This is a genomic window from Pseudoduganella sp. GW821-FHT12E03 (genome assembly GCF_058807115.1).
The window spans coordinates 150,489-173,678 of record NZ_JBXAQJ010000006.1 but is presented as its reverse complement, the minus strand read 5'-3'; the positions used below and the strand labels follow the sequence as shown (position 1 = coordinate 173,678).

General features: G+C 63.6%; 21 protein-coding genes. 11 read left to right on the top strand and 10 right to left on the bottom strand.

Annotation, left to right across the window (positions count from 1 at the left end; translation table 11 throughout):
* Positions 1–90: 90 nt before the first annotated feature.
* On the bottom strand, positions 91–336 hold the full coding sequence (locus AC1RRC_RS16840) for a hypothetical protein (RefSeq protein WP_493056666.1): 246 nt from the start codon (positions 334–336) through the stop codon (positions 91–93).
* A gap of 366 nt (positions 337–702) precedes the next feature.
* Here AC1RRC_RS16840 and AC1RRC_RS16835 point away from each other — a divergent pair, with 366 nt between their 5' ends.
* The 4 genes from AC1RRC_RS16835 to AC1RRC_RS16820 all read left to right on the top strand — a co-directional run bounded on the left by AC1RRC_RS16835 (position 703) and on the right by AC1RRC_RS16820 (position 3,473).
* Entirely contained in the window at positions 703–1,263 is a 561-nt protein-coding gene (locus AC1RRC_RS16835; RefSeq protein ID WP_493056928.1) for a winged helix-turn-helix domain-containing protein, read from the top strand.
* Positions 1,264–1,426: 163 nt separating this feature from the next.
* Positions 1,427–2,326 carry a M90 family metallopeptidase gene (locus AC1RRC_RS16830; RefSeq protein ID WP_493056665.1) on the top strand — a complete coding sequence of 300 codons (900 nt, stop codon included), beginning with the start codon at positions 1,427–1,429 and terminating at the stop codon, positions 2,324–2,326.
* A gap of 92 nt (positions 2,327–2,418) precedes the next feature.
* Positions 2,419–2,991, top strand: coding sequence for a hypothetical protein (locus AC1RRC_RS16825; protein WP_493056664.1), 573 nt, complete (start codon positions 2,419–2,421; stop codon positions 2,989–2,991).
* A 119-nt stretch (positions 2,992–3,110) separates the two neighbouring features.
* Positions 3,111–3,473 carry a hypothetical protein gene (locus AC1RRC_RS16820; RefSeq protein WP_493056663.1) on the top strand — a complete coding sequence of 121 codons (363 nt, stop codon included), beginning with the start codon at positions 3,111–3,113 and terminating at the stop codon, positions 3,471–3,473.
* 5 nt (positions 3,474–3,478) lie between these two features.
* On the opposite strand, the gene AC1RRC_RS16815 is transcribed toward AC1RRC_RS16820, so the two are convergent.
* The 7 genes from AC1RRC_RS16815 to AC1RRC_RS16785 form a co-directional block, all read right to left on the bottom strand.
* The gene (locus tag AC1RRC_RS16815; RefSeq protein WP_493056662.1) at positions 3,479–4,360 is read right to left on the bottom strand and encodes a universal stress protein; all 882 of its coding nucleotides are present in this window, start codon (positions 4,358–4,360) and stop codon (positions 3,479–3,481) included.
* A 123-nt stretch (positions 4,361–4,483) separates the two neighbouring features.
* Positions 4,484–4,840: a TraR/DksA family transcriptional regulator gene (locus AC1RRC_RS16810; protein WP_493056661.1), complete on the bottom strand. Its 357-nt coding sequence runs from the start codon at positions 4,838–4,840 to the stop codon at positions 4,484–4,486.
* A gap of 61 nt (positions 4,841–4,901) precedes the next feature.
* Positions 4,902–5,603 carry a hypothetical protein gene (locus AC1RRC_RS16805; protein ID WP_493056660.1) on the bottom strand — a complete coding sequence of 234 codons (702 nt, stop codon included), beginning with the start codon at positions 5,601–5,603 and terminating at the stop codon, positions 4,902–4,904.
* 21 nt (positions 5,604–5,624) lie between these two features.
* Positions 5,625–6,524 (bottom strand): hypothetical protein, encoded by a 900-nt coding sequence (locus tag AC1RRC_RS16800; protein ID WP_493056659.1) that lies wholly within the window; start codon positions 6,522–6,524, stop codon positions 5,625–5,627.
* Between the two features lie 82 nt (positions 6,525–6,606).
* Positions 6,607–7,380, bottom strand: coding sequence for a 2-oxo-tetronate isomerase (gene otnI, locus AC1RRC_RS16795; protein ID WP_493056658.1), 774 nt, complete (start codon positions 7,378–7,380; stop codon positions 6,607–6,609).
* 128 nt (positions 7,381–7,508) lie between these two features.
* Positions 7,509–9,035 carry a DEAD/DEAH box helicase gene (locus tag AC1RRC_RS16790; RefSeq protein WP_493056657.1) on the bottom strand — a complete coding sequence of 509 codons (1,527 nt, stop codon included), beginning with the start codon at positions 9,033–9,035 and terminating at the stop codon, positions 7,509–7,511.
* Positions 9,036–9,362: 327 nt separating this feature from the next.
* Positions 9,363–10,145, bottom strand: a complete 783-nt coding sequence (locus tag AC1RRC_RS16785; RefSeq protein ID WP_493056927.1) for an inositol monophosphatase family protein — start codon at positions 10,143–10,145, stop codon at positions 9,363–9,365.
* A 183-nt stretch (positions 10,146–10,328) separates the two neighbouring features.
* Here AC1RRC_RS16785 and AC1RRC_RS16780 point away from each other — a divergent pair, with 183 nt between their 5' ends.
* Positions 10,329–11,111 carry an RNA methyltransferase gene (locus AC1RRC_RS16780; protein WP_493056656.1) on the top strand — a complete coding sequence of 261 codons (783 nt, stop codon included), beginning with the start codon at positions 10,329–10,331 and terminating at the stop codon, positions 11,109–11,111.
* On the opposite strand, the gene AC1RRC_RS16775 is transcribed toward AC1RRC_RS16780, so the two are convergent.
* A complete protein-coding gene (locus tag AC1RRC_RS16775; RefSeq protein WP_493056655.1) occupies positions 11,112–11,807 on the bottom strand; it encodes a DUF8198 family protein in 696 nt (231 codons plus the stop codon).
* Positions 11,808–11,936: 129 nt separating this feature from the next.
* Here AC1RRC_RS16775 and AC1RRC_RS16770 point away from each other — a divergent pair, with 129 nt between their 5' ends.
* The 6 genes from AC1RRC_RS16770 to AC1RRC_RS16745 all read left to right on the top strand — a co-directional run bounded on the left by AC1RRC_RS16770 (position 11,937) and on the right by AC1RRC_RS16745 (position 21,157).
* Complete coding sequence (locus AC1RRC_RS16770; RefSeq protein ID WP_493056654.1) at positions 11,937–12,455, top strand: hypothetical protein; 519 nt, start codon at positions 11,937–11,939, stop codon at positions 12,453–12,455.
* Between the two features lie 7 nt (positions 12,456–12,462).
* A complete protein-coding gene (locus AC1RRC_RS16765) occupies positions 12,463–14,115 on the top strand; it encodes a GMC family oxidoreductase N-terminal domain-containing protein (RefSeq protein ID WP_493056653.1) in 1,653 nt (550 codons plus the stop codon).
* A gap of 13 nt (positions 14,116–14,128) precedes the next feature.
* Entirely contained in the window at positions 14,129–15,049 is a 921-nt protein-coding gene (locus tag AC1RRC_RS16760; RefSeq protein WP_493056652.1) for an esterase/lipase family protein, read from the top strand.
* Positions 15,050–15,213: 164 nt separating this feature from the next.
* The gene (locus AC1RRC_RS16755) at positions 15,214–16,698 is read left to right on the top strand and encodes a sensor histidine kinase (protein ID WP_493056651.1); all 1,485 of its coding nucleotides are present in this window, start codon (positions 15,214–15,216) and stop codon (positions 16,696–16,698) included.
* A gap of 45 nt (positions 16,699–16,743) precedes the next feature.
* Complete coding sequence (locus AC1RRC_RS16750) at positions 16,744–20,370, top strand: EAL domain-containing protein (protein ID WP_493056650.1); 3,627 nt, start codon at positions 16,744–16,746, stop codon at positions 20,368–20,370.
* A 1-nt stretch (position 20,371) separates the two neighbouring features.
* Complete coding sequence (locus tag AC1RRC_RS16745; RefSeq protein WP_493056649.1) at positions 20,372–21,157, top strand: substrate-binding periplasmic protein; 786 nt, start codon at positions 20,372–20,374, stop codon at positions 21,155–21,157.
* Positions 21,158–21,189: 32 nt separating this feature from the next.
* On the opposite strand, the gene AC1RRC_RS16740 is transcribed toward AC1RRC_RS16745, so the two are convergent.
* Positions 21,190–23,100 carry a SagB family peptide dehydrogenase gene (locus tag AC1RRC_RS16740; protein ID WP_493056648.1) on the bottom strand — a complete coding sequence of 637 codons (1,911 nt, stop codon included), beginning with the start codon at positions 23,098–23,100 and terminating at the stop codon, positions 21,190–21,192.
* Positions 23,101–23,190: the final 90 nt, after the last annotated feature.

The window sequence follows — 23,190 nt, the reverse complement described above, 5'->3', positions numbered from 1 at the left end:
GTGGCGCTCCCCAAACGAAACCGCGCCACACCAAATGGTGCAGCGCGGCAAGCATTGTAGCAGAGTAACTATCTGCTACATAAAAAAGTCTTATCGTGCGGGCTCCGGTGCGCGGTCCGGAACGATGACGGTGGTGTCGCCAGGTTTGCCGGGTTCGCCCTGGGGACCAGGCGCCCCTTGCGGGCCCGCAGGTCCCGGCACAGGCACTGGAACAGGAACCGGCACGGCGGCGGGCGCCGGCGTTTCAACCACAGGCGGATTATTGACCGTGGTGCGTTCGCACGCGGTGAGGGCGAGGGTGGCCGCAGCGGCGGCCAGCAACATAGTTAATTTCATGATGTGGTCCTTCAAGTGGGGAAAGGTGAGGCCAGCATAAAGCGCCGCTCCCGCCCGTTCTGTTCGCAAACGCACCCAACCCGCACGGCCCCGTCGCCGGCGCGGCGGCCCGAAGCATGACAATTTGCCTACGTATTTCCAGTATTGCTCACTTATGTTCGTTGCCGCACAGACCGGATTTTGCCATCCCGGCATCCTGACTCCCAGATGTAGACGACGCACGCCGCCCCAGTTTCCCGCTGAGTTCCCCGGCGCGTGCCGCGATCGACGCGATCGCGCCTCTGGCTATCGATAAGGAGTATTCAAATGCATGCATTCAGAGAAAACCAAGAGTCCAGTCTTGCTGACCAGCAGGAAGCGGCAAAGATGATGGATAAGCCGAGACTGGCACTGGTGGAGCGTCCCGGCCCCATCCCTGATCGCAAGCCTTTGTCCCTGGCTTCGATCGAGCGCGTGCGCTCGACCTCGGCCACCCTGCGCCGCATTGAAAATATGCAAAAGCTGATTGCTGAGTTGCAACAGCACGAAATGCTGGCGGATGAAATCGCCTGGTTCCTGAAGTTTTCGCCGTCCGGCGCCCGCAAATATATCCGCGACTTGCGCGAGGCGGGTGTGATCGAACTGGCGCGTTATATCGAAGGCACCGCGACTTACCTGGGCAAGGCTGTGTATCAACTGACGCCGGATGTTGAGCGCGTCAAGCAATTCCTGGGAGCGATTTCCCAGCCAAAACGTGAAGGCGCGCCGCCCCGCAAGGAACGCCCCAGCCTGCGCGATCAAGCCATGGCCGGCGCCGGCCGCCACTTCCACATCCTGGCCGATGACACCCATTACGCAATCCGCGTGAACCGCGCGCCCGTGACGCGCGATCCGCTGGTGGCCGCCTTGTTTGGCGCCGCGCCGTCGATGCAGAAAGCGCAGACCTGAAGCCAGTCGAAACAGCACGCCCAAAACGCGGCGGCAGTGCTACAGTAAAAACAGCCGGACGCAGTTCCGGCTGTTTGCATTGCATCGTTGCATAGAATTGTTGCATTGAATTGTCATGTTGGACCCCCATGTTGGTGACTGACCTTTAATTTCGGACGGCACTATGGAAGCATTGTGGTGGATTCCCCTGCTGGCGCTGGCGTGCGCCTTGCCCCTGCTGGTACCGCGCTGGCGCTTGCAGCGCGCGCTGGCGCAGCCGTTGCCGGCCGATGCGCTGGCGGTGTTTGAGCGCAATATCGCACCATACCGCCGCATGGATGCCGCCACGCAGGTGCAGTTGCAGCAACTGGTCAAGCACTTCCTGCACACGAAAAAAATCGTTGGCTGCGAAGGCCTCGCTATCACGGATGAGATGCGCTACACGATTGCCGGCCAGGCCAGCCTGTTGGTGCTGAACCGTCCGAATAAAGTGTACCGGACGCTGCATACGGTCCTGGTGTATCCGGGCGCCTTCCTGGTACCGCGGCGCGAAGTGGGCGCGGGCGGCGTCGTCACGGATACCCGGCAAACCTTGCTGGGCGAATCGTGGGAAGACGGCCGCGTCGTGCTGTCGTGGGATGATGTCCTGCAGGCGTCGCAGCACTGGGGCGACAGCCATCATGTGGTGTTGCACGAATTCGCGCATCAGCTCGACAGCGAATCGGGCCACACCAATGGCGCCCCATACCTGGGTAGCCCGGACAGCTACCGCAGCTGGTCCACGGTGCTGTCACGCGACTTCGCCAACCTGCAATACGACGCGTATTACGGCCGCACCGACAGCGTGCTGGACCATTACGGCGCCACCAGCCCGGCGGAATTCTTTGCCGTGGCCACGGAAACGTTCTTTGGCAAGCCTTGGCAAATGCGTGAGCGGCATCCGGCGCTGTATGACGAATTGCAAAAATATTACCGCGTCGACCCACGCGACTGGGCCGACGCGCCGCCGCCGGTGTGGAGTCCGGACGTGGTGTGGACGGCGCCGCCCGCAGCGGGCCGGTCCTTTGCCGTCGCCAGTTGGTAAGGGAATTCACCCCCCGCGTGTGGGAGCGCACGGAACGCGCTCCCGGACGCGGGCAAGCTGGTGCGCCATGACCATCCATACAGGAGCGCACCATGAGTACCATCATTGCAGGCCATTTCCAGTTGCAGGAAGACACCGACCGCGCGCGCGACGCGTTGCTGGCCGCGGGGTTCCCGGCGCACCAGATTTCAGCGTTCTTTGTCAATCCGCCAGGCCAGCATGCCGCGCTGGAGCTGGGCGGCGACCGTGACAAATCCCCGGGCGCCAAGGAAACCGGCGCCGGCATCGCCAAGGGCGTGGCGACCGGCAGCGCTGTCGGTGCGGTGATCGGCGCGGTCAGCGCCCCGGTGACGGGGCCGCTGGGGGCGGTGGTGGGCGCGCTGGTCGGCGGCCACGTGGGTTCGCTGTACAGTTTTTCCCATATGAAGGAAGCGGGGGAGCCGGAGCAGGGCAGTATCGCCAACCAGGTGGAACAGCGGCCCAGCGGCATGCTGATCGCCGTCGCGCTGGGTGATACCGATGACTTGCTGGGGCAGGAACAGCGCGCCATTGACGTGCTGCGCCAACTGGGCGCCCACCATATCGAGGAAGCCGAAGGCACCATCGTGGACGGCGACTGGCAAGACTTCAACCCGCTGTCGCTGCCGGTGTTGATTACCCATTAAGCCCACCTGCCGCGTGTTGCAGCGCTGCACACATTTCCCCAACAAATGCTTGAATCGCGGCGTTAGTTGCTACAATAAAAATACTAATACTGCGATCCTCAAACATAAGGGGAGTAGCGATGACACACGCATGGGTGGAGCTGACCCGTCCCGATGGCCGCAACGTCGCCGCGCCAACGGAGTCTCAACTGGCCGCGGCCCTGGCTGAAGTGTATAGCGGCAAGGTGCAGGCCGCCGATGGCGGGCCCGGCACGGCAGTATTACGGTTCGGCTATGACGATGGCTTGATGTATGAAGTCGAAGTCGCGGCAGGCGGCGATATCTGTTACGCGGAGTGGTCGGACCGCGATTGTGAAATCGCCCTGGCCAGCCCCCGTAAAATGGCGGGCGCCGCGCAGGAAGCGGCCCTGCAGTTGTGGCTCTGGCTGGCACAGCGCCAGGTGGCGAAAATCCGCAGCCAGGCGTGGCAGTCCGACGAGTAATGTCCTCAGTGCGCCATCAATACCGGCAAGGTCATGGATTCCAATACCGTGCGCGTGACGCCGCCCAGCAGGGTTTCGCGGAAGCGCGAATGGCCGTAGGCGCCGAGCACCAGTAAATCGCATTCCTGGTCGCTGGCCAGCGACAGCAAGGCTTCTCCGGTGCCGGATGGCCGTTTCAGCATGCCGCCGCGCTGGGTCTGGCGCACCAGGATTTCCGCATCGATTCCATGCCGCATCAGGAATTTCAACAGGTCGCAGCCAGGCGATTCGCCGTGCAGCGCTTTTTGATAATCCGGATCGAACACGGCAATGAAGACGTGGTCGGCACGCTTCAACAGCGGCAGCGCTTCACGTACGGCGCGCGCCGCTTCCTTGCTGCCATTCCACGCCACCAGGATGTGCCGCGCCGGCGCAAAGGCAGCGCCGGCCGGACGCGGCAATCCCGCATAGGGCACCACCAGCACCGGGCGGCCGGAATTGGTCAGGACTTGCGCCGGGAATTCAGTCCCGGCCATGGTCGCCACATGTTCCGGATCGGCCTGGCCAATCACCACCAGATCGGCGTGGCGTGCCAGCAAGCTCAGGCCCGCGCCCGGATCGTCATCGACCACGCGCTGTTCAAACGCTTGCAGACCAAGGCGCTGCACCAGCGGTGCGAATTGTTCCAGGGCACGGTTGGCGCGTTCACGCAGGAAATTCAAGTGCAGGGCAAGATTGGGGTCTTGCTCGTCGAGGATGGCATTCTGGTACAGCACGCGTGAAATGCCGGTCAGCGCGACGCCCAGCAAGTGGCCGTCATCTTGCAGCGCCAGTTCGACGGCGTAGCGGATCCGTTCCGCCACGCGCGGCGTTTCATCCACGTGCACCAGGATCGATCGGTAAGCCATGTTGACCTCCCGCAGGGACATGGCTTGATTATAGGCTTGCCTCGCGCGGGATGGACACACGGGTGGCGCCCCGTGGCGAAAGCGTGGCGGTGGCAGGACGGCGGGGGACGGCAGAGCGGCGCTTCAGCGCTGGCGGCGTTCGCTTTGGGTCTGGCACGCGATACACAGGGTGGCTTCGGGGCGCGCCTGCAGGCGCGAGTAGCCGATGTCGTTGCCGCAGTTTTCGCAACTGCCATAACTGCCGTCTGAAAACTTGGCCAGTGCGTGCTTAATGGCATGCAATTGCGTGAGCTGGTGGCCCGCGGTTTCCTGCTGTAACTGGTTCATCGTGCGGTTGCTGGCGCTGTCGGCTGGCGACGTTTCCACTTCTTCCACGGCAGGTCCCGCAGTGGCCAGCGCGACCTGGTCCAGCAGCATGTGGCGGCGCTGTTCCAGCGCCGCGTGCAGCATGTCCAGCTGCGTGTGGGTCAATCCGTCCATGCCAGCCTCCTCCTGGTTTCTATAGTAGAGGGGGCAGGCAGGACGGCGCGCACAATAGGGACTACGCTTTGCCGTTGTGGCGCAATGTGGCGACGCGGTCGCGTACCTGGCGGATGGCGGCGGGCCATTGCCCCGGCTTTCCAGCGGCCAGCGCGCCAGCCAGGGTGACGAGGTCGGCCGCCAGGCCCACCAGCGCCTGCACCTTCGCCACATGGCGCAACGTGTCGCGCGCGCCGGCCGTCACGTCCATCAATTCCTGGCGCACGCTGTCGAGCCCGGCTGTCGCGAGCACGGCCGCTTGCACATACAGCGTGTTGGCGGACTGGCGCAGCAGCACTTCGTGGTCGAACAACGCTTGCGCGGCTTCTTGCGTGATGCCGTGGGCGAGGTCGCCGTTGCCGTCGCCGGTGACAGCGCTGGACTGGCGCTGGCGGATGGCGTACATGATGCGTTCATGCAGGGCATCGGCGCAGGCGGACAGGCTGTCCGCAACGGCGGCGATGTCGGCTTCGATGCCGGTTGAGTTGGCCGGTACGGCGGGTGTGGCCGTGGCCGTGACCGGCGTCGGGACGGGCGGCAGCGAGGGGGCGCCGCCGTACGCTGCCGTTTCGGCGGCGGCGGGCGTGGTTGTGCCGCCGGGGCTGGCCGTGGTGGCTGTGCCGGCCGGTGCGGGGGCGCCGGCGGTACCGGCGGTATCGGGGGAAGGGGCGGGAGCGGACACGGATGTCGTGCCGGGCGCGGCAGGGGGCTTGGTGGGGCACATGGGGATCTCCGGTGGCAGGAATCAGGGCTGCTCGAGCTGGGTGGCAAGCTGTGTGGCGGGCGGCTGCGCGAGCGCCTCGGTGTGGAGGCGCAGCGCGCCGGACGCTTGCCGCAGCGCGTCCGTGGCGGCCGCGTTATCAGGCTGCTCCAGCCGCTGCAGCAGCGCGGTATGGGCCGCCGCGATGGCGGCCACGTGTTTGATGGCCAGCGTATGGCGCAGGCCGGCCACGCGGTATTCCTGCGCGCGGGCCTGGCGGTGGGCCTTGGCCAGCGCCGCCAGCAGGCGGTCGCGCGGCGTTTCGGCAAACGGGATTTCCACGTCCAGCATGCCCAGCACGATGGCGCGTTCGTTGTCGCTGCTCTTGTCGTAATAGCGCAGCAGGCGCTGCATGGCGTCGAGCAGTAATTGCAGGTGCGGCTCGGCGTCGCGCACCATCTGCCGCAAGGCGTTTTCCTGTTCCCGCGCCGTGGCGGCGCGCGCCATGATGCGCGCCAGTCCGGTAAAAGCCGTGACGTGGCGGTCGTCGAGGCCGGCGTCGGGCCACGCCTTGATGCTGCCGCCCAGCGCCTTGATCGGCGCATCGAGGGAAAACGCATCGGCGCCCGCCAGTTGGCCCAGGGTGCGCAGGTATTGCGCGACGGCGCCGTGGATCGCCATGATATCGGCATAGGCGGCGCGCCGTTGCGCATCGATGGTGCGCTCGCGCGCATCGGCGGCGGCCGTCAGGTAAGGGCGTTCACGGACATAGATATCGCGGAAGCGTTCGCTGAGGTCGGCGTAACCGCCGAGTTTGACGGCGTCGGTGGCGACATCGCGGGCTTCCTGCAAGCGGGGACTGGCGGCACAGCCGGCCAGTGCCGCCAGCAGCAAGGCGCAGCGCAGCGTGTGGAGCATGCGGCGCGAGGGGGGCAGCAAGATCATGTTTCCTCCCGGATAGGAATGAAACTTGATCTTGCCTCCGGTAAATTAGTGCGCTATTGCGCCGGCGCAAATTTCCACCGGGTTAGCGCTGCGTACGCCAGCCCAGTCCTTCCACGGTCCCGCCGCGCGGGTTGTATTCGCAGCCGATCCAGCCCGCATAACCGAGTTCATCGAGCAGCTTGAACAGGAATGGGTAATGAATTTCCCCGGTGCCGGGTTCGTGGCGGCCCGGCGTATCGGCCAGTTGCATGTGGCCGATACGGGGCAGGTGGGCGCGGATGGTATTGGCCAGTTCGCCCTCCATGCGCTGCATGTGGTAAATGTCGTATTGCAGGAACAGGTTGGGGCGTTCGCACGCATCCATGATGGCCAGCGCCTGCCGGCTGTAATTGAGGAAATAGCCCGGTATGTCATAGGTATTGATCGGCTCGATCATGACGTCGATGCCGTGCTGGCCGCACCGGTCGGCGGCATATTGCAGGTTCTGGATAAAGGTTTCGCGGGCCCGTTCGGGCTCGAGGCCGTGCGGCACTTTGCCGGCCATGCAGTGCAGGCGCGGCACATCGAGTTCGGTGGCGAATTCAATCGCCTGTTGCACGCCTTCGCGGAATTCATCGGTGCGGCGCGGATCGCACGCCGTACCGCGGTCGCCGGCATTCCAGTCGCCGCATGGCATGTTGTGCAGCACCAGTTGCAACTGGTGGCGGTGCAAGCGGTCCGCGATCTGGTCGGGATCGAATGCGTAGGGGAACAGGAATTCGACGGCATCGAAGCCGGCCTCGCGGGCAGCGGCAAAGCGGTCCAGGAACGGCAGTTCCGTGAACAGCATCGACAGGTTGGCGGCAAATTTGGGCATGGCTCGTCCTGTTGGGATTAAACAGGGCGTTATCGTAATCCAAATTCGCGGGGGATGCCGGGCGTTCCGGCCGAGGTGATGCAGGCAATGCAGGGCGGCATGGTCCATGCCACCCTTGCAATGACAGCTTAGCGGTCGCGGCCGCCCGTGCGTTGTTGCTGGCCGCCACGCGGGGCGTTGCGCGGGCCGTTGGCGGCGCCCTGGCTGCGGCCGCCTGGTGCGCCATTGCGGCCCTGGCTGCCCGCGCTGCGGTTGCCGTTGGCGGCGCCCGGGGTGCGCGGCTGGGCTGCGGCGGCGCGGTTGCCGTTCGGGGCTGCGGGGGCGCGGCCCTGGCCGCCGGCACTGGCGCGGCCTGCGCCGGCTCCTGCGCCGCCATTGCCGCCATTGCCACGGTTGCCGTTGGCGCCGGCGCCGGCATTGCGGCCGCCACCGTTACCCTGGCGCGGATTGCGGTGCTGGCCGGCGCCGCTGCGCAACTGGATTGGTTGCGGTTTCGCGGTCGGGTCCGGTTCGAAGCCGGCGATGACTTCGCGCGGCAGCGACTGCTTGATGAGCTTTTCAATGTCTTTCAACATCACGTGCTCATCCACGCACACCAGCGACACGGCTTCACCGGTGGCGCCGGCGCGGCCGGTACGGCCGATCCGGTGCACATAATCTTCCGGCACGTTTGGCAAGTCATAGTTGACCACGTGCGGCAACTGGTCGATATCGATGCCGCGCGCCGCGATGTCGGTGGCCACCAGCACTTGCAGGGTGCCATCCTTGAATTCCGCCAGCGCGCGGGTGCGGGCCGACTGGCTCTTGTTGCCGTGGATCGCCATGCCGTTGATGCCGTCACCCGCCAACTGTTCCACCAGTTTATTGGCGCCATGCTTGGTGCGGGTAAACACCAGGACCTGGGTCCATTGGTGGCTGCGGATCAGGTGCGACAGCATCTTGTGTTTCTTGTCGCGGTCGACCGGGTGGATTTTCTGCGAAATGATTTCCACGGTCGAATTGCGGCGCGCCACTTCGATGGTGGCCGGGTTGTTCAGCAAGCCATCGGCCAGGGCCTTGATTTCATCCGAGAACGTGGCAGAGAACAGCAGGTTCTGGCGTTTCGGCGGCAGCGCGGCCAGCACTTTGCGGATATCGCGGATAAAGCCCATGTCGAGCATGCGGTCGGCTTCGTCCAGCACCAGGATTTCAACCCGGGACAGGTCGATCGTGTTTTGCCCCATGTGGTCGAGCAGGCGGCCCGGCGTCGCCACCAGGATGTCGACGCCATGGCGCAATTGCTTGATTTGCGGGTTGATGCTGACGCCGCCGAAGATCACGGCCGAGTTCAGTTTCGTGTATTTGCCATAGACGCGCACGCTTTCCTCGACCTGGGCCGCCAGTTCGCGGGTCGGGGTCAGGATCAGTGCTCGGATCGGGCGGGTTGACGTCGTATTGATCAGCTTGGCGCCGTTCGCGTCAGTGGACAGGCGGTGCAAAAGGGGCAGCGTAAAGCCGGCCGTCTTGCCCGTGCCGGTTTGTGCGCCGGCGAGCAGATCACCACCGTTCAGGACGGCGGGAATCGCTTGCGTCTGGATCGGCGTTGGCGTGGTGTAACCGGTTTCAGTCACCGCGCGAACGATGGATTCAGACAGACCAAGTGTATTAAAGGACATGTTAACTTTTGGTTAAGGTCAAGCAAGCGCCGGATGGGCGCTACGCTATCGGTTTGCTAAAGGGGGATCAGCCGGGCGTATGGCTGGGTCGTACCGCCCGGCGAGTATAACAGCAGTTTTGAAAGTTTCTTGCGACACGGCAACAATAAAAGGGGGCTGGCCCCTTTTATTTTGTAACAGAATTACAGAACATTGTCTGAATGGTACGGTTGACTGGTTTTTCCTTATGAGAATGGTTCAAAATGACCACAGCTAGGCGCAGCACCGCAGACAGTGCACCTGCACGGCGAGGTGCTGCAACAACGCTGTGGACTTTTTGAAACGTTCTCAGGCGAATTCAGCCAGCAGGCCGACCATTTGGCCAAACACCTTCGGGCTGCCGGCAATGATGTGGCCTTTGTGCAGGTAATCGGACTCGCCATTGAATTCGCCCACGATGCCGCCCGCTTCGGTGACCAGCAGGCTGCCCGCGGCGATATCCCACGAGTTCAGGTTTTTCTCGTAGAAGCCGTCCAGGCGGCCGCAAGCCACATAGGCCAGGTCCAGCGCGGCCGAACCGGCGCGGCGCACGCCCTGGCAGCGTTCCGCCATCAGGCCGTACATTTTCAGGTATTCATTGAGCGCGGCAGGGTTGCCGGTTTTGTAACCGGTGGCGATCAGCGCGTTGGCGATACGGTCCAGCTTGCCCACACGGATACGTTTTTCATTCAGGTAAGCACCGGCGCCTTTGGTGGCGGTGAACAGGTCGTTGCGGGCCGGATCGTAAATCACGGCCTGGGTGATGACGCCACGGGTCTGCAGCGCGATGGAAATCGCGTATTGCGGGAAACCGTGCATGAAGTTGGTGGTGCCGTCCAGTGGATCGATGATCCACACGTTCTCGGTGTCGTCGTTCACATTGGCGGAAGCGCCGGACTCTTCACACAGGAAACCGTGGTCAGGGTAGGCTTTGGACAGCACCTCGATGATCGCTTCTTCGGCGGCGCGGTCAACGTCGGTAACGAAATCGTTATGATTTTTTTCGGTGACAATAACGCGCTCGATGTCGAAGGTGGCGCGGTTGATGACGGCGGCGGCGCGGCGGGCGGCTTTGACCGCCGTATTGATCATTGGGTGCATGTGAGCTTCCGTAAAAATACGCATGGCCCGCGCGGTGCATGGATATCCAATGCAGCCTGGCAGGTTGGCGTGTGAACAAGAATGAGAAAGAGCGCGGCGCTTGCGATCGGTGTAAAGTCCCGGGCAAAGTCGTTACAATGCCCGCTTCGCAAACGCGTAATTGCGCTATTCTAAATGAACCTGCCTCAAAACACAGCATCGATCTTCACTCGCCTGCGAATTGTTCTCGTGGAAACTAGCCGTCCTGGCAATATTGGCTCGGTGGCGCGGGCCATGAAAACCATGGGTTTTTCCGACCTGGTGCTGGTCAATCCCCGTTTCGAGGGGGCGCTGCGGCATGACGAGGCGGTGGCGTTTGCCAGCGGCGCGCAAGATATCCTGGCCTCGGCCCGCATCGTCGGCTCCATGGCCGAAGCGCTGGACGGCATCCATTTCGCGGCGGCCGTGTCGGCCCGCCTGCGCGAATATTCGCCGCCGGTGCTGACGCCGCGCGCCGTGGCGGAACAGGTGGCGGCCCAGCCGGAATTGCAGGCCGCGCTGATTTTTGGCAATGAACGCTTTGGCTTGCCCAACGAGATCGTGGAAAAAGCCAATGTGCTGATTAACATTCCCGCCAATCCCGACTATTCCTCCCTGAACCTGGCGCAGGCGGCGCAAGTGCTGGTCTATGAATGCCGCATGGCCGGGCTGGCGGGGCTGCAGGCGCCTGAAGCGCGCGCGCCCGGCAATGGCGGCGTGATCGGGTTCCAGGGCGAAGCCGCGTCGCTGGCGCAAATCGATGGCATGTATGACCACCTGGAGCAGGCGCTGGTGCAAGTCGGCTTCCTCGACGCCCACAACCCGCGCAAGCTGATGCCGCGCTTGAAACGGCTGTTTGCCCGCACCCGGCTGGAAACCGAGGAAGTCAATATCCTGCGCGGGATCGCGCGGCAAATCATGGCCCGGTGTAAATCCTGATTACGCCAGGGCGAACGGATCGGGATCGCGGGCATAGCTGCGCGCGAGGATTTCCCGTTCACGCCGGGTAATGGTGTCGACGAATTCCCGGGGTTTTTTCATTTTGCGGAACGCATTGAAGCCCCGTTCGAGGAAGCGCTGCAGGCTGCCCAGTCCTGCCATTTTCGCTGGTCCCCGCATCAGCACCAGGGTGCCGTACAACATCGGTATGCGCACCAGTTCGCTGAGCGAATCTCCCAGGTTTTGCACCAGGTCCAGCTGGCGCTCGCGGTCGGCGCGCGTCATCGCGTGGCGGTACGCTTCTATATATTGTTGTTCTGTAAATTCCGGACCCAGCAACCGGGCCATGGCGGTGTCGAGCCGTTCGGCCAGCGCATCGAGGCTCATGGCGTCGGTCATGGTTTGCAGCGCATCGGCGGGCAACACCCGCAGCATGGTGGGGGCGATGCGTTCCAGGTCGACGTCGCGCTGGCTCAGGTCGTGCGTGCCATACAGTTCATCGAGGAAAAACAACACGGCGTCATAGGTGTCGCCCCGCATCAGGTCGGCATGGGTGGCGGCCAGGCGCTGGCTTTGGAAGGTTTTCAGGGCCAGCCGGGCCGAATGCAGGGCGGGATCGGTGCCGGCGGCCTGGCGTTCCAGGCGGGCGTCGCGGAGTTGGATTTCCAGGGGGCTGAGCGTATTCTTTTTCTTCATGGCGCAGGTTTTTACCAGAAAGCGGCGAAAAAAGAGGAGGCTATTGGTGGAGGGAGCGCTCTATTTTTGGCTTCCAAAGTCATTAGTGTCCTGTCGTACACTGAAAAATACAAGAATTTTGGAGACAGCATGACCAATCGCAGAACCTTCCTGAAGGCCGGGGTGTTGGGCGCCCTGGTGCTGGCGGCGGGTGGAGCCCTGTACCGCAAGGTACAAGGCCCGCCCCTGCTGGCGCCGTACCAGTTCGATGGCGGCGCCCGCAGCGTGCTGGCCGCCATCGTTCCCGCGATCCTCGGTCCCATGTTGCCCTCGGAGGCGGCCGCCCGCAGCGCCACGGTGACCCGCACCATCGAAGGCGTGCAGGGCGCCGTGGCGACGTTGCCGCTGTCGACGCAAAAGGAAATCCAGGATTTGTTTGGCTTGCTGGCGCTGGCGCCGGCGCGCCGCCTGCTGGCGGGGATCCCGGCCTGGGAAGAAGCCAGCACCGAGCAAGTGGCGGCCTTCCTGCAAGGATGGCGCACGCACCGCTTCGGCATGCTGCGCGGCGCCTATGCCGCTTTACACGACCTGGTGCTGGGCGCCTGGTATGCGCAACCGGATGCCTGGGCCGCGATCGGCTATCCAGGCCCGATCAAGGAATTGAGCTGAGAACCCCATGGCAGATATTGACATCAAACCACAGGCAGGCGGCTCCGCGATTCCCGACCCGATCAAGGCCGGCCTGGCGCGCGGCTGGAAAGTCACGGATTGCTCCACCCTGCGGCAAGACCAGGCCATCGAAGCGGACGTGGCCATTGTCGGCAGCGGCGCGGGCGGTGGCGTCACGGCGGAAATCCTGACCCTGGCCGGCTTCAGCGTCGTGATCATTGAAGAAGGACCGCTGAAATCGTCGAGCGACTTCAAGATGCGCGAAGCGCAAGCTTATCCGGCCCTGTACCAGGAAGGCGCCGCCCGCAAGACGCGCGATAAAACCATCAACATCCTGCAGGGCAGAACCGTGGGCGGTTCCACCACGGTCAACTGGACTTCCAGCTTCCGCACCCCGGACGACACGCTGGGCTACTGGCAATCGACATTCGGCCTGGGCGATTATTCGAAAGAAGCGCTGGCGCCGTGGTTCGAGATGATGGAACAGCGCCTGCACGTGGCGAAGTGGGAAGTGCCGCCCAATGAAAACAACAACCTGCTGGCCAAGGGCGCGGAAAAGCTCGGCATTCCGACCGATACCATCCGCCGCAACGTCAACGGTTGCTGGAACCTCGGTTATTGCGGCATGGGGTGTCCGACCAATGCCAAGCAATCGATGCTGGTGACCACCATCCCGTCCGCCCTGGACCATGGCGCGCGCCTGCTGCACCATGCGCGCGCCTGGCAACTGGCCTTCAACGGCAACAAGGTCGAACAGCTGACCGTGCACGCGATGGCGGCCGACGGCCTGGCGCCGACCGGCAAGATCATTACCGTCAAGGCCAGGCACTTTGTCTTGTCCGGCGGCGCCATCAACAACCCGGGCTTGCTGCTGCGCTCGAAAGCGCCGGACCCGCATGGGCTGGTGGGGCGCCGCACGTTCCTGCACCCGACCGTCGGATCGGCCGCGCTGTTCGAGCAAAAAGTCGAAGGGTGGGCGGGGGCGCCGCAATCGGTGTATTCCGACCACTTCCTGCACCGCGATGCGGTCGATGGCCCGGTCGGCTACAAGCTGGAAGTGCCGCCCCAGCATCCGGTGCTGATGTCGACCACGCTGCAAGGCTTTGGCCAGGTCCATGCGGACTTGATGCGCCAGTTCCCGCACGTGCATACCGGGCTGGCGCTGTTGCGCGACGGCTTTAACGCCGACTCGGTCGGCGGCAGTGTCGGCCTCAATGATTACGGTTTGCCGGTGCTCGATTATCCGATCACCCCGGCGATCTGGGACGGCGTGCTCCGCGCGCTGCTGACGATGGCGGAAATGCAGTTTGCCGCTGGCGCGCAAAGCGTGTTGCCGGTGCATGAGCAGGCGCAGTTGTACACCAGCTGGGAACAGGCCAAGGCTGCGATTAACGCGTTGCCGATGCAAGACCATGTGATGCGCGTGGTGTCGGCGCACGTGATGGGCGGCTGCGGCATGGCGGCCGATCCCGCCAAGGGCGTCACCGATGGCAATGGCCGTTATCACGGCGTGGCCAACCTGTCGGTGCATGACGGCTCGCTGTTCCCGACCTCGATTGGCGCCAATCCGCAACTGTCGATTTACGGCATCACGGCGCGGCTGGCCAGCCGGCTGGCGGAACGCCTGGGCAAACCCGCGCCGAAGCTGAAGGCCACGTAAAGGAGGGCACCCCATGGCGCGATTGCTGCTGGCCACCATCATGTTGCTGCAACTGGCCACGGCCCTGGCCATCGGTTGGGGCGTGCTGCACTGGTGGCCGCAGGGTGGCCCGTGGGGCGCCGCGTTGCTGGCGCTGGCTTGCGTGCTGGCCGTGCGGCTGGCCATCAACCTGAACAACTTTGTGATGGCGGCGCGCGCCGCCAGCGTCACGCCGGAACAGCACCGGCTCGACTGGCGTGGCGCGCTGCTCCTGTTTTATACGGAATTCCGCGCTTCGATGCTGACCACCTCGTGGCATATGTTGCGTCCCAACCGCAACTTGCACCTTGCGAGCGGCGTGCCGGTCTTGCTGGTGCACGGCTATGGCTGCAACAGCGGCTATTGGGTGCATTTGTCGGCGCGCTTGCGGCGCGCCGGCATCAGCCACATGGCGCTGGACCTGGAACCGATCGGCGGCAGTATCGACCAGTACGCCGACCGGATGCACGCCGCGCTGGAGCGGCTGTGCAAGGCGGCCGGCAGCCCGCGCGCCATCATCGTGGCGCACAGCATGGGCGGCCTGGCCAGCCGTGCCTACCTGCGCCGCCATGGCGCGGCGAAAGTGGCGCGCGTCATCACGCTGGGCACCCCGCATCACGGCACCGCGCTGGCGAATTTCGGTCCCGGCGTCAACGCCCGTGAAATGCAGCTGGGCTCGCCATGGCTGGCGGCGTTGGCCGCCGCTGAAACGGCGGAGACCCGCGCTCTGTTCGTGTCACTGTGGTCGCATCACGACAATATTATTGCCCCGCAAGATTCCTCTTTCCTGCCCGGCGCCCGCAACATCGCCTTCAGCGGCATCGGCCATGTGGCGCTGGGCGCGGATGCGCGCATTTTGCGCGTTGTTCTCGATGAGATCGATTCAATTGCCACGGAATTCAATTGCGCGCAATAGAATAGACAGCGTGGTAATGCTTAGGTAGACTGTATTAAAACTTGGCAATACATAGCGTTGAGGAAATTCCCCCGCCCACAGTGAGAATTGGTGAGTTTCTGCGCACCATGTTGCTGTATGGTTATTGTATGTGCCGTATGCGTAACAGCGACCGGGGCGAACCGATGACCACAGATTTCGCTAAGCTGATCCTCGAAGAAACGCCGGACGCCGTCATCGTGACCACGCCGGATGGCGAGGTCGTTTGCTGGACCCGCGGCGCGCAGGCGGTTTTTGGCTACACCGGTGAAGAAGCGCTGGGCCGACCGCTGGCCAGCCTGATCGTTCCCCCTGACATGCTGGAGGCTGAACAGGCCGTGCTGCGCCAGACGGTGGAACAGGGCAGTGCCAATTACGAGTCGCTGCGGCGCGCACGCAACGGCGCGCTGGTGTATATCGACAGTTCCGCCAAGGCCGTGCGCAATGCCGCCGGCCACATTGAATACATCCTTTGGAACAAGAAAGACGTTACGCACTTAAAAGTGTTGCGTGATGCGAAGCTGGTCGAGGCGCATTTCGGCAATGTGCTGGAGTCCACGCCGGACGCCATCGTCATGGCCAATGCCGCGGGCCGGGTGGTGCTGGCGACCCGCCGCGCGCATGCGATGTTCGGCTATGAAGCGGGCCAGTTGCGCGGCCAGCCGCTGGAAAACCTGATGCCGCTGCGCTTCCGCGCGGCGCACGTGCATCACCGCGAGCGCTATTTTTCGCAACCGATGCCGCGCCACATGGGCGCGGGCCGCGCCTTGTTTGGCTTGCGCAAAAACGGCGAGGAATTTCCGGTTGAAATCAGCCTCAGCCCGATCGAAACCGACGAGGGCACCCTGATCATGAGCGCCATCCGGGACATCACGGAGCGCAAGCATATCGAGCAGGCGCTGCATGAGAAAAACCTGGAACTGGCCCAGGCCAACCAGGCCAAGGACCGCTTCTTTGCCAGCATGTCGCATGAATTGCGCACGCCGCTGAACGGCATCCTGGGATTCACCGGCACCTTGCTGATGCGCCTGCCGGGCCCGCTGACCGATGAGCAGGAGCGGCAACTGCGCACCATCCAGTCCAGCGCGCGCCAGTTGCTGGCGCTGATTAACGATTTACTTGACCTGACCAAGATTGTGTCGGGTAAAGTGGAGTTGCAAATGCAGCCGCTGGGTTGCCATGCGCTGCTGTCCGACCTGGTGGCCGAATTCCGTCCGCACGCGCAGGGCAAAGGCCTGGCGCTCGATTATATTGCGCCGGACCGGGACATCACGGTGTGCAGCGACCGCCGCGCGCTGCTGCAAATCCTCGGCCACCTGGTCGGCAATGCCATTAAATTCACCGAACATGGTACTGTGCAAATGATATTGGCGCGCAACGAGATCCGCTCGCGCGCCTGCGCCACCATCAGCGTCAGCGATACTGGCGCCGGGATCAGCCCTGAGAAACAGGCCCGCCTGTTCCAGGCCTTCAGTCAGCTCGACAGCGGGGACCGGCGACTGCAGGAAGGCGCCGGTCTGGGCCTGCACCTGTGCCAGAAGCTGGCCCAGGTGCTGGGCGGTGAAATACAGTTTGAAAGCCGCTATGGCGAAGGCAGCGTGTTTACGCTGGTGGTGCCGCTGCATCAATGACGCAGTTGCGCTGAGTGTGTTAACTGATTAACCGGGAGTTGTACCGTGTCCGCGCGTATCCTAATTATTGAAGACAACCCGACCAACATGGAGTTGATGACGTACCTGTTGAATGCCTTCGGCTATACGGCGCTGATGGCACACGACGGGGAACAGGGTGTCGCCATGGCGCGGCAGGAATTGCCGGACCTGATCATTTGCGATGTGCACTTGCCCAAGCTCGATGGCTATGGCGTGGTGGCGCAACTGAAGAAAGACCCGGCGCTGCGCCCGATCCCGACCCTGGCGGTGACGGCGCTGGCCATGGTGGGCGACCGCGAGCGCTTGCTGGCGGCCGGTTTTGACGGCTATATCGGCAAACCCATCGAACCCGACACCTTTGTCACGCAAATCGAGTCTTTCTTGCCGGGGGAGATGTCGCCCCAGGCTAAAAACGACATCTCGACCATCCTGATCGTGGACGACCATGTGCTGAACCGCGAGTTCCTGATGACCCTGCTGGGGTATGGCGGCCACCGCTTGCTGGAAGCCGCGAACGGGGTGGAAGGCTTGCGCATGGTGAAGCAGGAAAAGCCGGACCTGGTGATTTCCGACATCCTGATGCCGAACATGGATGGCTATGAATTTGTCACGCGCATGCACCGCGACCCGGAAACCGCGAATGTGCCGGTGATTTTCTATACCGCCACCTACCGCGAACGGGAAGCCATGGCGGTGGCCGATGCCTGCGGCGTGCGCTGGGTGTTGCCCAAACCGTCCGATCCGGACGTGATCCTGAAAACCGTGCATGAAGCGCTGGGCGTGGTGCAGGCCGAGACCGATACGGTGCCGGCCTTTGCGCCGGAGCCACCATCGAATGGCCGTTTCATGAACCTGGACCACCAGGTGGCGGAATACCTGGGCGAGGTGGAATCGTCGAGCCAGCTGATTACGCAGATGGCCGGCGAATCGCCGGACCCGGAAGGCGAACATTTGAACCAGATGACGGCGCGGCTGTCGCATTCCCTGTCGAGCTTGCAGGCGGTGAGCTTGCGCCTGACCGCGCTGATTGAACTGGGCATCGAATTGGGCGCCGAGCGCGATCCGCAGGCGCTGATTGAAATCGGTTGCCGCGTCGCGCAAAACATTTGCGTGTCGCGTTACGCGTGCATTGGCGTGCTCGAACCGGGCGCCGAGACGCTGAGTTTTTTTGCCGCGTGCGGCGTGGGCCAGCAAGCGCGCCTGATCGCCACGGCGCCGCGCGCCGGGGTGCTGGAAAACCTGTTGCAGCAGCGCCAGCCGATCCGTATCGATGCCTTGCCGGGCAACCCGGACGCGATCGGCTTGCCCGAATCCCACCCGACAATCCACTCGTTCCTGGGTGTGCCGCTGTCGTCCAGCGAACACGTGCACGGCTGGCTGTACCTGGCCGACAAGCTGGGCGTCGACAGTTTTTCCGAAGTCGATGAGCGGGTGGCGGTGACGGTGGCCGCGCAGGTGGCGGTGGCCTATGAAAACCTGCAGTTGTATGACCAGATCAAGCGCCACCATGCGCAGCTGCAGCAAGACATGAATGCGCGCATCCGCCTGGACGAGGACTTGCGCCGCTTCCGGCTGGCGATGGACGCCACGGCCGATGCGATTTTCCTGGTCGACCGCGCCTCCAACACTTTTGTCGACGTCAATGCCACCGCCTGCCGCATGCTCGGGTATTTGCGCGACGACTTCCTCAAGGTGGGGCCGGAACGTTCGCATGACCCGGACCTGGCGCGGCTGGAAGATTTATATGACAAGCTGCTGGCGGGCGACCAGAGTGGCGCCATGGCGGAAATGCTGGTGCAGCGCAAGGATGGTTCGCCGCTGTCGGTGGAAGTCCAGCGCCGCACCTTGCGTTCGGGCCAGAACTGGATATTAGTGGCGGTGGCGCGCGACATCACGGAGCGCAAGGAAGCGGAGCAGCGCTTGTTGAAGCTGGCGCACTTCGACACGCTGACGGGTTTGCCGAACCGCAGCCAGTTCTATGATTCGCTGAGCCATTCGCTGCACCAGGCGGCCGAGCATAAATGGGCGCTGGCCGTGCTATTCCTCGACATGGACCGCTTCAAGAACATCAACGACACGCTGGGCCATACCATCGGCGATGAATTGCTGCGCCAGTTTTCCAGCCGCCTGGTCGATTGCCTGCGCGTGCGCGACACCATCGGCCGTTTCGGTGGCGATGAATTCGCCGCCATCCTGATGTTGCCGGAAGGGGCGCAAAACGCGATTGCCGTGGTCGATAAAATCCGCGATGCGATGCGCCGCCCGTTTGATTTGAAAGGGCATGAAGTGACGGTCACGGCCAGTATCGGGATTTCCGTGTTCCCGGACGATGGCCAGGATGCGGACACCCTGATCCAGTACGCCGATACCGCCATGTACCGCGCCAAGGAAGCCGGGCGCGACGCGTTCCGTTTCTTCACGGCGGAAATGAACGCGCAATCGCTGGCGCGCCTCGATATGGAAAACGCGCTGCGCCGCGCCATCGACAATGGCGAATTCGTGCTGTATTACCAGCCCAAGGTCGATATCAACACCGGCCGCATCAGCGGTGCGGAAGCGCTGATCCGCTGGAGCCGCCCGGGCCATGGCATGGTATCGCCCGCGCTGTTTGTGCCGCTGCTGGAAGAGACCGGGCTGATCGTCAAGGTCGGCACCTGGGTCATCCACGAAGCGTGCCGCAAGATCGCGCAGTGGAGCCGCTCGCGCATTGGCAACGTGAAAATTTCGGTCAACGTGTCGGGTATCCAGTTCTTTGTCGGCGGGCTGGAGGAAGAAGTGCTGAAGGCGATCAAGGAACACGACATTGCGCCGGAATTGCTGGAACTGGAATTGACGGAATCGTCGCTGATGTCGAATGCGGAAGACACCATCTCCGTGCTGCAAAACCTGAAAGCGCTGGGGATCCAGATTTCCATCGATGACTTTGGCACCGGGTACTCTTCGCTGGCGTACTTAAAACGCTTCCCGATCGACAAGCTGAAAATCGATATCGCCTTTGTGCGCGAAGTGACCAGCAACCCGGACGACGCCGCGATTGTGCTGGCCATCATCAACATGGCGCACAGCCTGAAGCTGCACGTGATCGCGGAAGGCGTGGAAAAGGATGCGCAGCTGGCCTATCTGCGGCGCCATGGCTGCGATGAAATGCAGGGCTATTATTTCAGCCGTCCGTTGCCGGAGCAGGAATTTGAATTGATGCTGCGCGACGGTAAATGCCTGCAGGCGCCGGTCGATGAACAGCAGGTCGCGCAGCAAACTTTGCTGATTGTCGATGACGACCACTTCATGCTGGAAGTGTTGAGCGACTTCCTGGCGCAGGATGGCTACCGCATCCTGACCGCGCAAACCGCGGCCGAAGGTTTTGATTTGCTGGCCCGTAACCGGGTGCAAGTGATCCTGTGCGACCAGTGCATGCCGATGATGAGCGGCACCGAATTCATGGAGCGCGTGAAAAACCTGGCGCCGGACACCTTCCGCATCATGTTGTCGGCCTATGCCGACCTGACGCCGATCATGGCCGCCATCAACCATGGCGCCATCGACCGCTTCTATACGAAGCCGTGGAAAGGCGCGGTGCTGCGGGAAAACATCAAGGAAGGCTTCCGCCTGCATGCGCAACTGTACGGTGCCCCGACCGCCCTGGTGAATTGACGTGACGCTGGCCCGCCGCGCCGTCCTGCTGCTGGCGCTGCTGTGCCAGTGGGCGGGGGCGGCGGGGCTTGATGCGCCGTTGCGCATCTTTGGCATGGATAGCCGGCCGGTCAGCTTCATGGACGATGGCAAACCCGCGGGGCTGGTGGTGGAGCTGGCGCAGGAAGTGCAGCGGCGCCTGGGCCGCAATGATCCGATCGAGATCGTGCCGTGGATCCGGGCGCTGACCATCGCGAAAAACGAGCGCCATGTGCTGTTGCTGTCGATCGTGCCGACACCCGAGCGTTCCAAAACCATGGCGTACGCCGGACCGCTGTTCATGGTCAATGTGACCGTGTTTGCCAGGGTTGAGCGAGCGGACACTCTGCGCGTATCGGGTAAGGAATTGAACGCACTGCGCACCGGCGCGCGGCGCGGCAGCATCTTCGCGCATGCGGCGCAGCGCGATGGCTTGAACCTGACCGATGAAACCAACAGCGCGGACCTGGGCGCGCGCATGTTGATGCAGGGCCGCTTTGACCTGTGGGTGGAGGGCGAGGAAACCGCCGGCATGGCGCTGGAACGCGCCGGCTACCGCCGCAGCGATGTGGCGCAGGTGCGTTCGCTGGGTACGGAAGATGTCTATTTTGCTTTTTCCATCGACACAAGGCCGGAACTGGTGCGAGCCTGGAGCGACGCGCTGCGCGACATGAAGCGCGATGGCACCTTCCTGCGCATTCACCGCAAGTGGCTGCCGGGGCACCAGTTGCCCTCCGATATGCGTCCATCCGTCAAAGAGCCGCGCTGAGCGCCGGGCCAGCCGTGGTGGCCCCTGTGGTATTACCGCGCAGGCTGTCCCAGCGCCGCGAAATGCAGCACCCATTCATCTTGCCGTGCGATCAGCGCGGCCGCTTCATCATCGTAGAACGCGCCCACCGGGCAGGCTGCCAATCCGTGCGCGACGGCGCCTAACAGCCAGCGTTCGCCGATCAGGCCTGCTTCGATCAATGCATGGCGGTAGCCGCGCGCACCTTGCGTCAGCACTTGCTGCTTGTCTGCGGATAGCACCAGCACGGCCGCCGCATCGCCAATGACTTGCTGGTCCAGCGCCGCCTGCTGCGCCTTGTCGGCCATGTCGCCGTTGGCCACTTTGCGTAGCGCATGGCCCGGCCCATAGCGGTAGACGCCGGGCATCAACCCCTCTACGCGGTTGACCACGACATTGATGCGCAGCGCATGCGACAGCAGCGGCGGCTGCGCCATGGCTGCCAGCATGGCGGACACTGCGCCCAGTGGCACGGCGCTGTCGGTATAACGGCGGATGCTGCGGCGGCGGATGATGGTGTCGTGGGTGCCGGCAGGGGGCAGGGTGGCTGTGGGCAGTGCAATGGTTGCGTGGTGATCTGCCGAGCGGTACGACAGTGATGCGGCGACGTGGATGTCACCGGTGGCGGCGAGCGGATGGACGGCATGCGGCGATGCGGAGCTGAATTCGCCAGATGGGGGTTGCAAGACCAATGGTGGACTGCTTGCCGTGATGCTGGCGACGGCAGGCATCGGGTGCGGCGGTGGGCCGGCATCGCGCAACGCCGCCATCGCCATCACCCCTTCTTCAATGCCATCGATGCCCAGTGCGCGCGCCGCCTGCATTTCATCGAACTGCCGCAGCAAGTCGATGCGCTGGCCCGTCTGGTGCGCGGCAAGGCGCAAGTTTTCCAGCAAGTGGCCCAAATCCGCCGCCACGTAACGGTAGGCGCGCTGGTGGTATTTGAATGCGGTGCGGCGGAAGATGGCGCTGGCGATCACCAGGGCGGCGGCGTCTTCCGCCTGCGGCGCGCCCAGCGCGGCGGGCAGGGCGCCCAATACGATCAGGCGGTGCTGGTCTGGATCGTAGTGGTACAGGCCGGGCGCAATGCCGCTTACGCTGCGCACCGCGACATACAGTTCCGAGGCGAACAGGGCGCCGGACGATGGCGCTGCGCGCTTGGCGTAATCACCCCGTTGCGTCACGCCGGCCGCCAGATACAGCACCTGCCCCAGCGCGGCGGCGTCGAGCATCCGCGCCGGCGCCGGCCCGTGCAAGGCGCTGGCAAACGGCTGCGTTGCGGCAGGGCGCAGGTGCGGTTGCACTGGCAGTGCGATATGGGGGCGACCCGGATAGGTTTTAAAGGGAGGCGGCGCATTACCCCAGGCAATGTCCGGGGCACGCAGGAAGACGCCGCTGCGGGATTCGGAAGAAAGTTCGTGGTAGCGCAGCACGGGGCTGGAACTGTTCATTGCGCCGCCGGCATGCAACGCCGATGGTGTCACCGGCGCCTCCCCATGCCGCATGCCGGCCAGGTAGCCCGCCGCCATCGCCACCATGGCAACGGCAGCCGGCAATGCCCGCCGCCGCAGCCTTGAAGCAGTGGCTGGCCGCAGTGTTTTCTGCGCGCCGCGGTGTGGCGCGCCGTCCCGCCCCCGCCGCCGCAACCAGCCGATCACCACCGGCAAATTAAACGACAAATGCACCGCCACCAGCAGCACGGTCGCATAGCCAAACAGGTAATGCCAGTCGAACACCGGCAATTGCTGGTTGGCCACCCAGAACAAGCCCAGCCCCGCCGTGCCCAGCACGTAAAAGATCAGCAGGAGGCTGGTGTGGATATTGATGGCGCGTCGTGTAGGCCGGCGGCCGCGCAGCAAGGCCACTGCCAGGTAGATGGCATACAGCAGCAGGGGCAGCAGGATCCAAAGGAATTTCGGGGCCATGGAGGCATTGTATGCCGCCGATCAAGGATCGCCCCCTGCACGCTAACTAAAATTCCTAGACGCAACTTTCTATTGCTGTGTTCGCTAGGA

Bases quoted from the DNA above. Each gene is read 5' to 3' on its own strand.
- AC1RRC_RS16840 (WP_493056666.1), bottom strand. From the start codon at position 336: ATGAAATTAACTATGTTGCTGGCCGCCGCTGCGGCCACCCTCGCCCTC.
- AC1RRC_RS16835 (WP_493056928.1), top strand. From the start codon at position 703: ATGATGGATAAGCCGAGACTGGCACTGGTGGAGCGTCCCGGCCCCATC.
- AC1RRC_RS16830 (WP_493056665.1), top strand. From the start codon at position 1,427: ATGGAAGCATTGTGGTGGATTCCCCTGCTGGCGCTGGCGTGCGCCTTG.
- AC1RRC_RS16825 (WP_493056664.1), top strand. From the start codon at position 2,419: ATGAGTACCATCATTGCAGGCCATTTCCAGTTGCAGGAAGACACCGAC.
- AC1RRC_RS16820 (WP_493056663.1), top strand. From the start codon at position 3,111: ATGACACACGCATGGGTGGAGCTGACCCGTCCCGATGGCCGCAACGTC.
- AC1RRC_RS16815 (WP_493056662.1), bottom strand. From the start codon at position 4,360: ATGGCTTACCGATCGATCCTGGTGCACGTGGATGAAACGCCGCGCGTG.
- AC1RRC_RS16810 (WP_493056661.1), bottom strand. From the start codon at position 4,840: ATGGACGGATTGACCCACACGCAGCTGGACATGCTGCACGCGGCGCTG.
- AC1RRC_RS16805 (WP_493056660.1), bottom strand. From the start codon at position 5,603: ATGTGCCCCACCAAGCCCCCTGCCGCGCCCGGCACGACATCCGTGTCC.
- AC1RRC_RS16800 (WP_493056659.1), bottom strand. From the start codon at position 6,524: ATGATCTTGCTGCCCCCCTCGCGCCGCATGCTCCACACGCTGCGCTGC.
- otnI (WP_493056658.1), bottom strand. From the start codon at position 7,380: ATGCCCAAATTTGCCGCCAACCTGTCGATGCTGTTCACGGAACTGCCG.
- AC1RRC_RS16790 (WP_493056657.1), bottom strand. From the start codon at position 9,035: ATGTCCTTTAATACACTTGGTCTGTCTGAATCCATCGTTCGCGCGGTG.
- AC1RRC_RS16785 (WP_493056927.1), bottom strand. From the start codon at position 10,145: ATGATCAATACGGCGGTCAAAGCCGCCCGCCGCGCCGCCGCCGTCATC.
- AC1RRC_RS16780 (WP_493056656.1), top strand. From the start codon at position 10,329: ATGAACCTGCCTCAAAACACAGCATCGATCTTCACTCGCCTGCGAATT.
- AC1RRC_RS16775 (WP_493056655.1), bottom strand. From the start codon at position 11,807: ATGAAGAAAAAGAATACGCTCAGCCCCCTGGAAATCCAACTCCGCGAC.
- AC1RRC_RS16770 (WP_493056654.1), top strand. From the start codon at position 11,937: ATGACCAATCGCAGAACCTTCCTGAAGGCCGGGGTGTTGGGCGCCCTG.
- AC1RRC_RS16765 (WP_493056653.1), top strand. From the start codon at position 12,463: ATGGCAGATATTGACATCAAACCACAGGCAGGCGGCTCCGCGATTCCC.
- AC1RRC_RS16760 (WP_493056652.1), top strand. From the start codon at position 14,129: ATGGCGCGATTGCTGCTGGCCACCATCATGTTGCTGCAACTGGCCACG.
- AC1RRC_RS16755 (WP_493056651.1), top strand. From the start codon at position 15,214: ATGACCACAGATTTCGCTAAGCTGATCCTCGAAGAAACGCCGGACGCC.
- AC1RRC_RS16740 (WP_493056648.1), bottom strand. From the start codon at position 23,100: ATGGCCCCGAAATTCCTTTGGATCCTGCTGCCCCTGCTGCTGTATGCC.